This is a genomic window from Providencia rettgeri (assembly GCF_001874625.1).
GTDB lineage: Bacteria > Pseudomonadota > Gammaproteobacteria > Enterobacterales > Enterobacteriaceae > Providencia > Providencia huashanensis.
On sequence record NZ_CP017671.1, the window covers coordinates 2,592,641 to 2,607,730 of the forward strand.

The 15,090-nt window shown below is 39.0% G+C and carries 15 protein-coding genes and 1 pseudogene; 6 read left to right on the top strand and 10 right to left on the bottom strand.

Going from position 1 to position 15,090, the window contains the following annotated elements; translation table 11 throughout:
- Nucleotides 1-216: 216 nt before the first annotated feature.
- From RB151_RS11965 to RB151_RS11980, 4 genes are all read right to left on the bottom strand, one after another.
- Complete coding sequence (locus tag RB151_RS11965) at nucleotides 217-939, bottom strand: cell envelope integrity/translocation protein TolA (protein WP_048607303.1); 723 nt, start codon at nucleotides 937-939, stop codon at nucleotides 217-219.
- 232 nt (nucleotides 940-1,171) lie between these two features.
- The gene (gene prc / locus RB151_RS11970) at nucleotides 1,172-3,217 is read right to left on the bottom strand and encodes a carboxy terminal-processing peptidase (RefSeq protein WP_048607305.1); all 2,046 of its coding nucleotides are present in this window, start codon (nucleotides 3,215-3,217) and stop codon (nucleotides 1,172-1,174) included.
- A 19-nt stretch (nucleotides 3,218-3,236) separates the two neighbouring features.
- Nucleotides 3,237-3,926, bottom strand: coding sequence for an RNA chaperone ProQ (proQ, locus tag RB151_RS11975; RefSeq protein ID WP_071548133.1), 690 nt, complete (start codon nucleotides 3,924-3,926; stop codon nucleotides 3,237-3,239).
- A gap of 110 nt (nucleotides 3,927-4,036) precedes the next feature.
- Nucleotides 4,037-4,519 (bottom strand): GAF domain-containing protein, encoded by a 483-nt coding sequence (locus RB151_RS11980; protein ID WP_042843599.1) that lies wholly within the window; start codon nucleotides 4,517-4,519, stop codon nucleotides 4,037-4,039.
- A 132-nt stretch (nucleotides 4,520-4,651) separates the two neighbouring features.
- On the opposite strand from RB151_RS11980, the gene yebS reads away from it, so the two are divergent.
- From yebS to RB151_RS11995, 3 genes are all read left to right on the top strand, one after another.
- Entirely contained in the window at nucleotides 4,652-5,878 is a 1,227-nt protein-coding gene (gene yebS / locus RB151_RS11985) for a membrane integrity lipid transport subunit YebS (protein ID WP_071548134.1), read from the top strand.
- On the top strand, nucleotides 5,853-8,192 hold the full coding sequence (locus RB151_RS11990) for a PqiB family protein (RefSeq protein WP_048607308.1): 2,340 nt from the start codon (nucleotides 5,853-5,855) through the stop codon (nucleotides 8,190-8,192). Before yebS ends, RB151_RS11990 begins: the two co-directional genes overlap by 26 nt.
- Before the next feature lie 146 nt (nucleotides 8,193-8,338).
- A complete protein-coding gene (locus tag RB151_RS11995; protein ID WP_042843596.1) occupies nucleotides 8,339-8,572 on the top strand; it encodes a DUF1480 family protein in 234 nt (77 codons plus the stop codon).
- 427 nt (nucleotides 8,573-8,999) lie between these two features.
- On the opposite strand, the gene RB151_RS12005 is transcribed toward RB151_RS11995, so the two are convergent.
- From RB151_RS12005 to ftnA, 4 genes are all read right to left on the bottom strand, one after another.
- A complete protein-coding gene (locus RB151_RS12005; protein WP_042843595.1) occupies nucleotides 9,000-9,347 on the bottom strand; it encodes a YebY family protein in 348 nt (115 codons plus the stop codon).
- A 65-nt stretch (nucleotides 9,348-9,412) separates the two neighbouring features.
- Nucleotides 9,413-10,309, bottom strand: a complete 897-nt coding sequence (copD, locus tag RB151_RS12010) for a copper homeostasis membrane protein CopD (protein ID WP_042843594.1) — start codon at nucleotides 10,307-10,309, stop codon at nucleotides 9,413-9,415.
- Between the two features lies 1 nt (nucleotide 10,310).
- Nucleotides 10,311-10,697, bottom strand: coding sequence for a copper homeostasis periplasmic binding protein CopC (copC, locus tag RB151_RS12015; protein WP_042843591.1), 387 nt, complete (start codon nucleotides 10,695-10,697; stop codon nucleotides 10,311-10,313).
- Between the two features lie 233 nt (nucleotides 10,698-10,930).
- Nucleotides 10,931-11,434 carry a non-heme ferritin gene (gene ftnA / locus RB151_RS12020; RefSeq protein ID WP_042843590.1) on the bottom strand — a complete coding sequence of 168 codons (504 nt, stop codon included), beginning with the start codon at nucleotides 11,432-11,434 and terminating at the stop codon, nucleotides 10,931-10,933.
- Between the two features lie 289 nt (nucleotides 11,435-11,723).
- On the opposite strand from ftnA, the gene RB151_RS12025 reads away from it, so the two are divergent.
- Entirely contained in the window at nucleotides 11,724-11,954 is a 231-nt protein-coding gene (locus RB151_RS12025) for a DNA polymerase III subunit theta (RefSeq protein ID WP_042843589.1), read from the top strand.
- Nucleotides 11,955-12,107: 153 nt separating this feature from the next.
- Here RB151_RS12025 and yebF read toward each other — a convergent pair whose 3' ends face one another.
- Together yebF and RB151_RS12035 are read right to left on the bottom strand one after the other, a co-directional pair.
- Nucleotides 12,108-12,473, bottom strand: a complete 366-nt coding sequence (gene yebF, locus RB151_RS12030; RefSeq protein ID WP_048607312.1) for a protein YebF — start codon at nucleotides 12,471-12,473, stop codon at nucleotides 12,108-12,110.
- A gap of 191 nt (nucleotides 12,474-12,664) precedes the next feature.
- Nucleotides 12,665-12,844, bottom strand: a complete 180-nt coding sequence (locus RB151_RS12035; RefSeq protein WP_042843587.1) for a YoaH family protein — start codon at nucleotides 12,842-12,844, stop codon at nucleotides 12,665-12,667.
- Between the two features lie 127 nt (nucleotides 12,845-12,971).
- Here RB151_RS12035 and pabB point away from each other — a divergent pair, with 127 nt between their 5' ends.
- Together pabB and RB151_RS12045 are read left to right on the top strand one after the other, a co-directional pair.
- Nucleotides 12,972-14,342: an aminodeoxychorismate synthase component 1 gene (gene pabB / locus RB151_RS12040; protein ID WP_042843586.1), complete on the top strand. Its 1,371-nt coding sequence runs from the start codon at nucleotides 12,972-12,974 to the stop codon at nucleotides 14,340-14,342.
- Nucleotides 14,335-14,894, top strand: a pseudogene (locus RB151_RS12045) (CoA pyrophosphatase). Before pabB ends, RB151_RS12045 begins: the two are co-directional and overlap by 8 nt.
- Nucleotides 14,895-15,090: the final 196 nt, after the last annotated feature.

Sequence of the window (15,090 nt, forward strand, 5' to 3'; positions counted from 1 at the left end):
GCTCACATTAAATTGTTCCAATATTAAAATGATAATGCTGGTTATTATACGTATGGAAATTTATTCGTGCATTTAATTATATTTCCAGCAACTTTATTCGCTAAATCGATAAATATCAGTCTTTATTAGCCTATTTCAGAAAAACAAAGCCACCTTAAGATGGCTTTGTTTTTTAACTAACCCATTATTATACAGTTAGTTGCAAACACTTTCAGTTTAATTTGATTTTTCTTTCGTTGTTTTCGCTGATTGTTTATCTGCTGCTTTGGTTACTTTTTCTTTTACTGTTTTGCTTGAGGTTTTATCTGCTGCTTTGGTTGCTTTTTCTTTTATCGCTTTTGCCGAATCTTTATCGGTGGCTTTGGTTGCTTTTTCTTTTACCGCTTTTGCCGAATCTTTATCGGTGGCTTTGGTTGCTTTTTCTTTTACCGCTTTTGCCGAATCTTTATCGGTGGCTTTAGTTGCTTTTTCTTTTACCGCTTTTGCCGAATCTTTATCGGTGACTTTAGTTGCTTTTTCTTTTATCGCTTTTGCCGAATCTTTATCGGTGGCTTTAGTTGCTTTTTCTTTTATCGCTTTTGCTGGATCTGATGCCTTATCACTCTTTTTAGCCACCTTTTCATTTACCGTTTTATTTGCTCTATCTCCCGTTGCCTTTACTGGATCAGAAATAGAGGGCTTACTTGATTGCTTGGCAACACCAGAGCCAATGGTTGCTCCTGCAATACCCGCTTTACTGTTAATATCATTTTTCAATGATGTGGTGCACACTTGTTCTGAGCGGCTAGTGGAGCCATCATTACAAATGAACTTACCGCTTTCACAGCGATCGACCCCACCTTTGCTCCCTGAACAAGGGTAGTTTCTTGCTGTCGCTGTGTTTATTGATGAAGCCATCATGATACTAACTGCGATTAAACCTATAACTAATTTACCCATGGTATTGCCTCTTTGATTAAGAACCCTTATCAAAAGTTTAGAATAAATTAATTAAAGGTAAAGAAATCTAGAATGACACGATTATTTTAGGCGATAAAAACTATCTAATATCTGTTTTAACTTTTTCTCAGACATTAAGTCATCATCGATGACTTTAAATAAAAGAAAACCCCATACAAATCATAAATAAGTATGGGGTCTGTTATTTAAAATGAGCTTTAACTTTACTTAGTTATTGATTATTACCTGATAGCATCTTGGTATTTTGACTTGCCAAGTCAATCGCCATTTTAACCGTTTCATCTAAGTACGGATCAGGGCCTTCATAATCCTTTGGTAAGTCATCAATTGATTTTAGTAATGGCTTACCTTCACGTACATTTCGTTCATTTATACGTTTAAGTTTAGTTGCTTCGATTTCATTATCTTCTTTTTGACGCTCAGCATAATTAAGCGAAATTAGATTCTTACTCTCTTTATGCGCTTTATAGCGCGCAATATCTTCATCGATATAATTGAATTCAGGGTCTTGGCTAATCCGCGCTAGATGCTGAGTTTTGATTGGCGATAAGTCTGATGAAATATCACCGACACGTACATAGTTTGCTGGAGGAATGCTATCCCATGGCAATGCATTGTCTTCAAAACTTTCACCTGTTTCAGCAGGATCTTGACCTGTTGGCATCACGACATCAGGTGTCACACCCTTACGCTGTGTACTCCCACCATTAACACGGTAAAACTTCTGGATGGTATATTGTACTGAACCCAATGAAGGCCATTCTGGCTTTAACATTTGGTCGTACACACGACTTAAACTACGATGTTGTTGTACCGTGCCTTTACCAAAAGTTGGTTCGCCCACGATTAATGCACGCCCATAATCCTGCATCGCTGCTGCAAAAATTTCAGATGCAGATGCACTAAAACGATCAACTAAAACAACCAGTGGGCCTTTATAGTAAATAACGTCGTCATCATCGACATCTTGACGAACTTGACCATTGTTATCACGAATTTGAACCACTGGGCCTTTTGGAATAAATAAACCAGATAAAGCAACAGCTTCAGTTAATGCCCCACCACCATTTCCGCGTAAATCAATGACCAACGCAGAAACATTATCTTTCGCGATATTTTGTAGTTGTGTTTTTACATCATTAGTTAAACCAACATAGAAACCAGGAATATCTAACACAGCAACTTTATCTTTGCCTTGCTGTTTGATAGTCAGTTTTACAGCACGGTCTTCAAGGCGGATTTGCTCCCGAACGATGGTGATGATATGAGGCTTCGCCCCTTTGGTATCAGAAATAACTTCTAACCGAACTTTACTTCCTTTTGGCCCTTTAATTAACGCAACCACGTCATCAAGGCGCCAACCAACTACATCCACAATCGGTTTGCCCGTTTGCCCTACACCAATGATTTTATCACCGACTTTTAACTCTTTGCTCTTCGCCGCAGGCCCACCCGCCACGAGGGAGTTAATCACCGTATTTTCATCATCTTGCTGTAAAACCGCGCCAATTCCTTCCAATGACAAACTCATTTCAGAATTGAATTGTTCAGTATTACGAGGTGAAAGATAACTCGTATGTGGATCAATTTCGCGTGCAAATGAATTAATAATCAGTTGGAAAACGTCTTCACTTTGTGCTTGCGTTAGACGTCTCAAAGCAAAGTTATATCGCTTAGTCAGTTTTTCTTTGATTTCTTTATCGTCTTTACCTGAAAGCTTTAAATTCAACCAGTCATAACGTACTTTTTGGTCCCAGAGACGATCAAGTTCTTGTTTATCTTTAGGCCAAGGGGACTTAGAGCGGTCAACTTCAATAGAATCCGTCGCGTTCAAATCAATAGGTTGTTCTAAGCGAGCTAATGCATATTTAAAACGCTCAAAACGCCGTTCCTGCGATAGGTTATACAGGTCATAAAACGTATCTAATTTGCCGTCCTCAAGCCATTGACCTACTTTACCTTTATCTTTGGTATACTGATCAACGTCGGATTGAAGTAAAACATTGTGACCGAAATCTAACATATTGAGATAGCGGTCAAATATTTTCCCAGAAAACGCTTTGTCTAAATCAAATTGACGATAATGTGAACGAGTGAACCTTGATGTGACCCTTTCACTCACAGTGCCGTGCTGAGCGCTCTGTTTTAAGACAGGTAACTGAGCCGCAGTGACCGGAGCCACTGCTTGAGTATTAGCAATTGCACTACCGAAAGTAGCCAAACTGACAACAAGTGCAATTTTAAGAAGTTTGTTCATGACCTGATTGACCTCCGTATCAGAACTTTAAATGTTCCGCGCGTACAATCATTGCCAGTCCAGTTGGCAATTGAACCCTAACACCGTCTTTTGCAATTTCCAGCACAGAGGCGTCCATCACACTAGTACCCACTTTCACTTTCAATGATTGACCAATTTGAAGTGTGTTGATATCAGTGACTGATTTCAGATTCTGTTCTGGGGCTGGGTTATTACGACGGGGGGGTTTAGCTGATGTAGTTTGCGAGCGTTCTTTATTGTCTGATGGGCGACGGCGAGGCGCTTTCTCTTTAGTGGTATCTTGACTACGGGTGTTTTTTTCACTCGGCTTTTTCGCTGCTGGACGCTTTTGCGCTTTTTGTTCAGCACGTTGCGCTTGAACACGAGCTTTAGCTTCAGCTAATTGTTGACGCGCATGAGTAATATGCTCTGCGTCTAATTCACCACAGTCTTCACCATTTAGGTCAACGCGTTTTGCGCCTTCTTTAACACCGTAGAGATAACGCCAGCTAGAGGTATACATACGCAACGCAGAACGTAATTGCGTTTTGCTAATACCGTCTTCTTCAGTTAAACACCCTACGATATCTTGAAAAATTCCGACTTTTAACGGACGTGCTTCGCCTTCAGCGATAAAACAGCGAGGAAAACGCTCTGCTAGAAATGCGATAACTTCTTTACTACTATTCAACTTAGGTTGATTTTCCATGAAATTTCCTGATAACAACGATTTTGCCAACCTCACGGGCATGAACAAGCCGACATTATAATCGTGTTGCTGACAATTGCCACGTTACTATTAATTTAACTGACCAATATTTAGTAATATTTTGGCATAGAACACATTGCCAGATGTTGACACAACTGGTTTACAAGGTGCTTTAAACCTTTTTCATCCTCTTGGTCGAATTGGCTAATATTTGGGCTGTCGATATCTAAAACCCCAATAATTTGCCCATTTACCACCAAAGGAAACACAATTTCAGCGTTACTTGCCGCATCACAAGCGATATGACCTGGGAATGCATGAACATCTTCTATACGCTGAATTTGGTTGTGACTAAAAGCCGTACCACAGACCCCTTTACCAAAGGGTATTCGAACACATGCAACTTTACCTTGAAACGGACCTAATACTAATTCTTGCCCATTACTCAGGTAAAATCCAGCCCAATTAACCCCCTCTAAGCGCTCATACAGTAATGCACAAGTATTTGCTAAGGTGGCAATTAAATCATATTCTCCTGCTAATAATGCAGAGAGATTATCTGAAAGTTCAAGATAATACTTCTTTTTATCCATAATTATTTTTAGTAATAATCAAGTAATTAATGAAACATCTGTAAGAGTAACTCTAAGGTTACCAATTTGTCACTTTGAGGTAAATTTTTTTACACTAGATTACATCTAAGTGAAACCCTAAAATGAGTAAATATGAACAACATTAACCACACTGACTTGATTTTACAGCGTTGTAGCCATTGCAACCAAAAAATCCTCGCTCCGCGATTTAGCTTACGACAAGTCGTTATTTGCCCTCGTTGTTCTAGTCAACTCAATGATGGCCGGTCATGGTCAATCAAGCGGTTATCCATATTGTCTATCACATTATTGATGCTAGCACCGATCGCTTTTTTACAACCACTAATTTCTATTCATCTGCTGGGAAGTCAAATTAATGCCAATGTAATAGAAGGTGTTCGCTTAATTAATCATCAAGGTGACCCGCTCACAGCAAGTATTGTGGCTTTTTGTGCGATAGCTGCTCCACTATTATTGCCAATATTAATTTTAATGTTACTTATTGGTCAGCGAATAAATTTAAACCTTCGCCCTATTTTACTGGTTCTGAAACACATCAAAGAATGGGTTATGTTAGATGTTTACTTAATCGCTCTCGTTATAGCGGCAATTAAAATGCAAGATTACGCCAGCGTGTTTATAGGTAATGGTTTAGTTGCTTTTATCACGATGGCTATTTTAAGTTTATTGATCCTCATCCACATGAATTTAGACGAACTATGGCGTCGGTTTTACCCTATTGATGACCAAGGGGAACAACCACATGCGTTGGCCTGCACCGCTTGCCACTTTACAGGGCCTTCTAACGCCCAAGGGAAGTGTCAGCGCTGTCATCGGCCATTACAATCTCGCAACCCCTATAGTTTACAAAAAACATGGGCTGCGCTAATTGCCGCCATGGTGTTATTGTTTCCCGCTAACCTGCTACCCATTTCAGTTTTTTATCTGAATGGGCAGCGTTTGGAGGACACAATTTATTCTGGTGTTGTAGCCTTAATTGACTCAGGTAACTGGCCTATTGCCATTATTGTCTTCATTGCCAGCATATTAGTGCCCTTCATCAAGATTATCATCATGATATTATTACTATTTTCTATACAGTTAAAAAGCAATACCGACCCTGTTCTTCGTATGAAACTACTAAAATTTGTTTCATGGATAGGCCGCTGGTCAATGTTAGATTTATTCGTCATTGCCTTAATGATGACATTAGTTAACCGTGATCAATTAATGTCTTTTACTATGGGCCCTGCCGCATTTTACTTTGGTACAGCAGTTATTCTAACAATCATGGCTGTTGAATGGTTAGATAGCCGCTTAATATGGGATTCATATGGAAAATCAAAACCTGCAAAATGAGCCTTCTGAAGAAGCTACAGAAGCCACACTACGCAAACGAGGGCGTATCTCCCCTTTCTGGTTATTACCGCTGGTAGCGATTTTTATAGCTGGTTGGCTTCTTTTCCAACATTGGGTTGAGCGTGGAACTGATATTACGATTGAGTTCTCTTCTGCCCCAGGTGTCGTCGCAAATCGAACACCTATTCGCTACCAAGGCGTTGAGGTTGGATTAGTTCAATCAATTGCTATTAGCAAAAATATGAAATCCATTATTGTTACTGCCAGTGTTAACAAAGACATGCGCTCTGCGTTAACTTCAGGCACAAAATTTTGGTTAGTTACACCTAAAGCCTCATTGGCGGGCGTTTCCGGCCTTGATGCATTGGTTGGCGGTAACTATATTGGAATGCTGCCAAGCACTGGGACAGAGCAATTCTCGTTTGTGGCACAAGACACGCCACCACAACTAAATATTGACGAAGGTGAACTTCTAATCCACTTAACCGCACCTGATTTAGGTTCATTAAACGAAAACTCACCCATTTATTACCGAAAAGTCCCCGTGGGTTATATCTCGGATTATACCATTTTACCGGATAACCAAGGGGTATCTATATCTGCGGTGGTCAAAAAACACTATGCCAAACTCGTTCGTAAAGACAGCCAATTTTGGAATGTATCTGGCTTACAAGGTAGTTTTGACCTTAAATCCGGTGCTAATATCAAAATGGAAAGCCTTTCTGCTGTCATAAATGGCGCTATTACTTTTGACTCACCGCAAGGCAGCCCCCAAGCGGAAGAAGGCCAACGTTTTGTGTTACAATCTAGCCGTGCCGTTGTCAAAGCTGCTGAACAAGAAGGTAAATCCCCTTTAACTCTTGCCTTATGGGCCAATGACACCTATGGCGTAAGCAAAGGACAACCTGTTGTTTATAAAGGTATTCAAATCGGTGAGGTGTTACAACGTCACCTATCCGCCGATAATGTCAATTTTAAAATAGCCATATATGATGAGTTTAAGCACCTCATTCGTGAAGACAGTAAATTTGTCGCCAATAGCCGTGTTGATGTCCAATTGGGGCTTGGTGGACTACAGTTCCAAGGCGCGACACCGCAAGAATGGTTAGATGGCGGCATACACTTAATTGCGGGGCAAAGCCAAGGGAAATTACCAGAGAAATTCCCTTTATACCGCAGTGATGACAATGCGAAAGCCGGTATTTTAGGGGCATCTCCACCAACTACAATTACTCTTAATACAGCGACATTACCAGATATACAAGCCGGGTCGGTTGTACTTTATCGTCAATTTGCAGTAGGCAAAATTACCACCATTAAACCCACTACATCCGGTTTTTCCATTGATGTATATATTTCAAGTGAATATCGGCATTTACTGACTGATAACAGTGTTTTTTGGGCTGAAGGTGGAGCAAAAGTTCAGTTAAATAGTAATGGTTTAACAGTCCAAGCTGCCCCATTGAGCCGTGCGATCAGTGGAGCAATAAGCTTTGACAACATAGGTAATGGCACAGCGAATACTGCACGCCAACACATGCTTTACCCTAATGAAACATCTGCTAAGGCTATTGGTAGTGTAGTTACCTTAACAACATTTGATGCCTCCAAACTTTCTGAAGGCATGCCTATCCGTTATTTAGGCATAAACATTGGTCAGATAGAGTCATTAAAACTGTCCTCTGATAAAAGAGAGGTACAAGCGAGGGCTATTCTCTATCCAGAGTATGTCAGCACATTCACAAAACTAGGGAGCCGCTTTGCTGTTGTAACCCCTGAGTTATCACCCGCGGGCTTAAATAACCTTGACAGTATATTACAACCTTATATTAGTGCAGAGCCTGGACGTAGTAATAAAAACCGTTATCAATTTGAACTACAAGCTGCCAATATAACTGACTCTCGTTATTTAGATGGTTTAACCATTTACCTTGATGCCACTGATGTTGGTTCTGTTCAGGTGGGTACGCCGATTTTATTTAGAGGGCTGGAAGTCGGTGTGGTGACAGGCTTATATTTGGGAGAGCTTTCCGACCGCGTTTATGTTGCCACACGTATTGGCAAGGAGTATCAATATTTAGTACGTGATAACACTGAATTTTGGCAATCATCCGGCTTTAATTTCTCCTTTGGTTTGGCTGGTGGAGTTATGAAAAGCGGTACATTCAAGCAGTTTGTCCGAGGTGGTATCACTCTCGCCACCCCGCCAACAGTGCCTTTAGCGCCGAAAGCTAAGCCGGAACAGCATTTCATTCTAAAATTAGAAGCCCCTAGTGATTACTTAAACTGGGGTACATCAATACCTAAAAAATAAACACTACAAGGGTGCATATAAGTAACATAATGCACCCTCTCTTGTTTATCGGTGAAAATTTATTTTGGAAATCAATTCCATTTATACTATGATTAATTCTGTTGAGCTTAGTATATATAGATAACGTCGATAAATGAGGTGCTATTATGTGTTTTGTGAAATTGAAAATATCTTCCTATGAAATTAATGATGCGGTTATGGCTTCACATAAAAGTGATACGGTAAGTATCCCTTGTGATTCTGATACCGATTTCTGTATGCAATTAGATGGTTGGGACGAACATACCAGCATCCCTGCCACCTTAGATGAAAAACCTGTTTTACTCTATCGCCATCACTATGATAAAGAAAATCATCATTGGGTCATGAAATTAGCATAGTAGGTTAATCATGTTATACAGCCTATTAGCTCGGGTATATAAATGGGTAAGAACAAATAGAAAGGTGATTACTAGTGTGTTAACAAACAAACCGATAGGCAAAAAAAGAGGCCTGGTAGATTCCGATTACCGGGCCTTGGGAAATGGCTCTGGCAGAGCCGTGCGCTAAAATTGCCATTGAGACGTAACAAAGTACACCCTAATACTAGCTTTCAACTCACGTTCTTACCACATTTATTATCAATTATTTCACATGTTATTAACACAATTTATTGTTTGATTTTCTAATATTGAACTATTTGTTCAATAGGTTATACCTATACCAGTAATCAACAAAACCTTTCAATTGTATATCACACTGATTTATATAAATAAAATAATAGAAAACACCATTCCCTCTGCGTAACCAACCCTATTTCCAGTAACCTTACTTACTGGGGCATAATTTTTCAGCGGCCTCTTTTAATGGCTGTATTCTTTCTTTAACACTTTTAGTTGTTTCAATAGGTGCTAATAAAACATCAATCGGCTGAGCCTTAATCTCTTTTTTCTCCATTAATTCCGTCGCTATCTCATTTAATGGATATTGCATCAATGTTGCAGGGTTAATGACGACCAATGCACCATTGTTACGGCACTCAAGCATCACCTCCTCACGAATAAACGGCCAGTCCTGACCAAATTGTTTTTTACTGACTGTTGCCAATGGTGCGGAGTATGCTGCACTCATTGTTCCAACAAGTAATAATGAGCAAATAATGAGTTTATATTTCATTAAAATGACCTTGTTAAATATTAAAAATATCTTCACTGTATTATCAAATAAATACGAACACTTGGCTATATCGGTTGATAAGTAGCAAAAATAGCAACGGCTAGAATTGCCATAGTACCCAATAACAATTCAACCCAACTATTAATGATCAAATAGTTCAAACGCCCTCTGTGTTTTAGGCCTGGAACGATATAGTAGCGATTAATCAAAGCTAACATTACCATTCCTAGAACTAAAATAATTTTAAACCAAAGCAATGATTGGTACTCAGAGCCCGAAAATGCCAAAGGCCATTCTGGCAAAATCGTTATTGCACTAATAACCCCGGTTAAGATGACAAGCACAACTGCAACATGCCCAATTTTTGAAAACAACCGCATAGTACTGATTATTTGTTTATCCATCCCCTGCACCAGCTCTTGTTTATGACGTAAAAACTGAATACAAATTAAGAATGGCCATAAACCACCAAACCAATAGGCTGCACTAATGAGATGAATGAACTGATTAATACGATGAAAAGCCCCAATAACGCCATCGGTCATGGCTGCATGCCCAATAAATGCATGGAGACCAAGCAGGACAATAGAAAGAAGTAATACTAGGTTTAGACGTAGCTTTATGGATTTTATACATAAAACCAGCAAGAGGATAACAGCAAACAGCAGTTGCCAGCGCCATATTTGACCAAATGACGTGCCAAACACCCCCTGCCATATAGCCCAATCGATACTATCTTCCCAACCATCCCCCATCAAACCAGCTTGAGCAAGCAACCAACCAAAGGTTGTTAATGAAGTGATAATAGCGCAAAAGAAGATACCTTTATTAAGGTAACGGACTAATAAATAGCGAAACTTCCCACGACTGAGAAGCACTGCAAATATTGACATACCACACATCAATATTGCAGCGATAAAATGGATAAAACGAATTAACGTATAAAAAGCTTCTAGTGACATATCATTTCACTGTAAAGCTATAAGTCCCTTTTGTTTTGTGCCCATCCACAGAGACCACACTCCAATTAACATCATACTTACCAGCAACGAGTTTATCCTCAACAGGAACAATAACTTTAGTGTCATTACTTGGGTCTAATGCTGCCTTGCCTGTTTTGACAATATTTTTTTCAGGGCCAACAATATTGACTTTAGTGAAATTAACTTCAATCCCCTCAGAAAAGCTTAATGTAATTGATTCAGGTGCTTGCTCTACCGCGGCACCTTCAGCTGGTAGTTGGTCTTTAAGATGAGCATGAGCAAAAGCTTGTTGGAAGGACATACCTAAAAACAAAACGGCAATAGCGCTAAGTTTACGCCATGAAGATTTAATATGGTAGATTGGCATAGTAACCCCTTAATTTGCAGGTGAATTTAGAATTATTACCAATCATTATACGGAAAAAAACCAGTTTTACCGCTTAAAAATAGGTTTTGACCCTCTATCCTGTGAGTTTTCACACAAAATGAAAAGAAAAAGGCTTGTGGTCATTGAAATAAACTTTCATAGCCACAAGCCTGACAAGGTCTTTATACTTCAAATAGATATATTAACTTAATAAATACCGATAGTGCTTCAAATTAGATATGTGTTGCTGCAGATAAGCTTTTTAAGTCTTTATCTAACAAGAATAACGCCTTGCCAGATTCACCAACCATATCAAGTTTATCCAATACTGATTTAAATAGTTTTTCTTCTTCGTGTTGCTCAGCAACATACCATTGTAAGAAGTTAAATGTTGAATAGTCTTGGGTTGTCATGGCTAAATGAGCCAGTTTGTTAATTTCGCGTGTGATTAATTGTTCGTGCTCATATGTTTGGGTGAAAACATCTGCAATCGATTTGAAAGCAACAGGAGGCGCTGCAATTTGCCCTAATAAAGGTAATGCACCTGTATCGCTAAGGTAATCAAATAAACGCTGCATGTGCTCCATTTCTTCTTGTGAGTGCGACTTTAGAAATGCAGCTGCACCTTCGTAGCCTTTATCGCTACACCAAGCACTCATTTGCAAATAAAGATTAGCAGAATAAAATTCAAGATTTAATTGCTCATTTAGTTTATTGACCATGTCTGTAGTTAACATATTTATGCCTTATCAGTTAATCGTTCATTCTTATATTATGCACAGTATTACAATAATTAAAACCCTAAAACAATCTTAAAACAAAAAAATCCAATTTACTGATTATTAATAACTTTTGTTAAAAACAATAATAATCAATCTCATTATCTTTTCTTGGCTTATATTTTAATTATCACGATAACAATCATTCGTCTTTATTTTTCCGACATCATTTTTTAATATTCTATTGAGATTTTTTCTCATTAACCCATTATAATAAATCAGTGAGAATTAACTTTTGAGAACCAAAATGAACTACAACCTTGCTTTATTACCTAAAGATGAAATGGATAAGATCAACGTTGACCTTTTAGCCTCCGGTGTTGCATTCAAAGAACGCTATAACGTCGCCGTCATCGCCGAAGCCGTCGAACGGGAACAGCCCGAGCACCTAAGGGAGTATTTCAGAGAAAGGTTGGTTTATTACCGCCAACTTTCACAAAATTTTGCGCGTATGCCTTATGAACCCAGAAATCGCTAAATTGATTACTCGGTTTACTACCCAATATTTTTATTTGGTCACGAAGTAAATTTATGATCCATACACTAAAAAAGGGAGCCTTTTTCGGCTCCCCTTTAGTTACATTAATACGAAAGAAAATGGGTCTTTTCTTTGTTAACTAATATTAACTGCCTATTTAGTTGCGTTATAGGTAACCGTATTATTTTGGCAATCGACCGAAACAGAATAACGTAGGTCAGATTTTGCCCCTCTCACCACCAATGGAACAGTATAGCCTGTTTCAGTTTTAGTCACTTCACTATCATTGACCCATGCAACTGCCTTTTTACCTAACGTGGCCTTCTCTTCTGCCCAACGCGGTAACCGATTATGCATAAAATCACTTTTAACCTGAGCCGCAATCTGTGGTTCAGTTAATGTACCACAACTGACAAAGGGTTCCGCTTTACCTTCTTCATCGTTTGCGCTTAAAGCAAACGAACTAAAAACCAATGCACATGTCCCCAGAACAACAGCAATTTTATGATTTGCTTCCATAGCACCCTCCGATACCCATATAAGGTAAAGATTTTTGATTAGTTTAGCTGCCCATTTAAACCTATTAGAATATGTTAAATTTACCAGTTACTTACTGGTCATTTTCTAACTAGTATCAATGAATAAAATGACTTAACTAATATTAATCTATCAGGTCTGCGCATAAATGTTAATAGTATGTTTACTAATTATTAATTTTCATCATCGAATAATACGTGAATTTGCTCTTTACCTTGGTGGCTTTCCCTAATTTCTTGAGCCACTATTGCAATGGCCTCTCCACTACTCATCCCTTGCGCCATCAACTGATGAATTCTTTCAACCGCTTCTTGTTGCTCTTCATGATTAAGTGCTGGTATTCCAGAAAGCATGGTTTAAACCTCATAAGTAAAATACTAAAATCAATAATTAAGATTTTAACATCTCTTCGATTATTAAGATAAGAATATATGTTAACCTGTTCAAATCCACTTGTTGCGGAATATTATATTTATCGACATGACTATCAATAAAAAACAGTTACCTTATCGCCCAACTGCGGCAATCGACTATTTTGCGCCTATTGCACATCTGCCATGGGCAATGTTATTACATTCAGGAAATGCAAAACATTCACATAATCGATTTGATATTATTGTCGCTGACCCTATTGCGACACTGACTACCTACCACAGCGAAACAACCATCACAGAGCAAGGTCAACCTTCAACGACTTCGGGTTCAGACCCCTTTGATTTGCTAAAACAATTGCTCAATAAATACAGGTCGAACAATAATGAATGCATAGATTTACCCTTTAATGGTGGTGCATTGGGCCTTTGGAGCTACGATTTAGGTCGTCGCATTGAAAAACTCCCTAACCTCGCCAAAACAGAATTACAATTTCCTGATATGGCCATCGGGATCTATTTATGGGCACTCATTATTGATCATCACACTAAAACAACTACATTAATTAGTTATGATGATATTGAAGCTAGGTTAGCTTGGTTACAGGCACAAAAAAAACCACGTAAAAATAAATTCCAATTAACGTCCCCTTGGCAATCAAACATGTCAGAAGAGACATATCACCAAAACATCGCGCATATTCATGAATATTTACGTAATGGTGATTGTTATCAAATCAATTTAGCTCAAAGATTTAAAGCTAAGTATAAAGGGGACGAATGGAATGCATTTCTAGCTCTGTTAGAAAGTAATGAAGCCCCTTTCTCTTCCTTTATTCGTTTACCTGAAAACGCTGTCATTAGCATGTCCCCTGAGCGGTTTATTTTTTTACAGGATGGCGATATTCAGACACGCCCAATTAAAGGAACACTTCCCCGTCTAGAAAATGAACAGGATGACCTTGCTCAAGTAGAAAAATTAGCAAACTCAACCAAAGACCGTGCAGAAAACGTCATGATTGTCGATTTATTACGTAATGATATTGGCCGAGTTGCCCAGCCAGGGTCAGTGAATGTCCCTGAGTTATTTGCAGTGGAGTCATTTCCTGCTGTACACCATTTGGTTAGTACGGTCTGCGCAAAATTAGATGCACAGTATTGTGCTGCTGACTTATTAAGAGCGTGTTTCCCTGGAGGGTCAATCACCGGAGCACCTAAAATACGAGCAATGGAAATCATTGAAGAATTAGAACCGCATCGTCGACATGGATATTGTGGTGCAATAGGCTATATTAGCTTTTGTGGAAATATGGATAGCAATATTACTATTCGTACTTTATTGACCTATAAAAAACAAATTTACTGTTGGGCTGGTGGTGGTATTGTTGCTGATAGCCAAGCTGACAGAGAATATCAAGAGACATTTGATAAATTAAGCCTGATTTTACCTGTATTAGGAGCACTAAATAAAGATGACTGAACTGAATAACTTTATCAATCGTTTTCAGTTTACTTTGCCGACAACCCGCCAGCCTGTATTCAAGGCGGGTAAATCGGCTGCGGTTCTTTTGCCAATAATCAATAAACCGCACCCAACGTTACTTCTTACGCAACGCTCCCCTTTCTTACGTTCTCATGCAGGAGAAGTGGCTTTTCCTGGGGGGCAAGTGACCCCGAGGATGGCTCACCCATCAACACCGCCTTACGTGAAGCTTACGAAGAAGTGGCGATCCCTCCGGAAAAAGTTAAAGTACTTGGCCAACTCGCCCCACTCCAAAGTTATGGTGGCTACGAGGTCACCCCTGTAGTTGGGCTTTTACCTAATAATATTCGATATCAAGCGAACCCCAGCGAAGTGGCTTCTATCTTTGAAGTTCCATTGTTTGATGCACTTTCACTTCAACGCCATAAATTCGTGGATATAAAGCGTTCAGGGCGGCACAGTCGCATCTTTTTTTACTGGTATAACGGGCGGTTAGTTTGGGGTTTGACTGCCTCAATAATCCACCAATTAGCTTTACAACTAGATTGAGCCTTTCATAACTATTCACCATATAGCGCCGTTATTACAGTGTGATATTTTTAGATAGCCGTTATATAGCGTCAGATCTTACAAAATATCCATCTTTATACTGACTACTTTTTAGACAATTCACAGACATTTTGTGCTATTTACCTTCAATTCACACTCCTCAACTACCTTATTTCAAAAAATACTTTAAACTTAC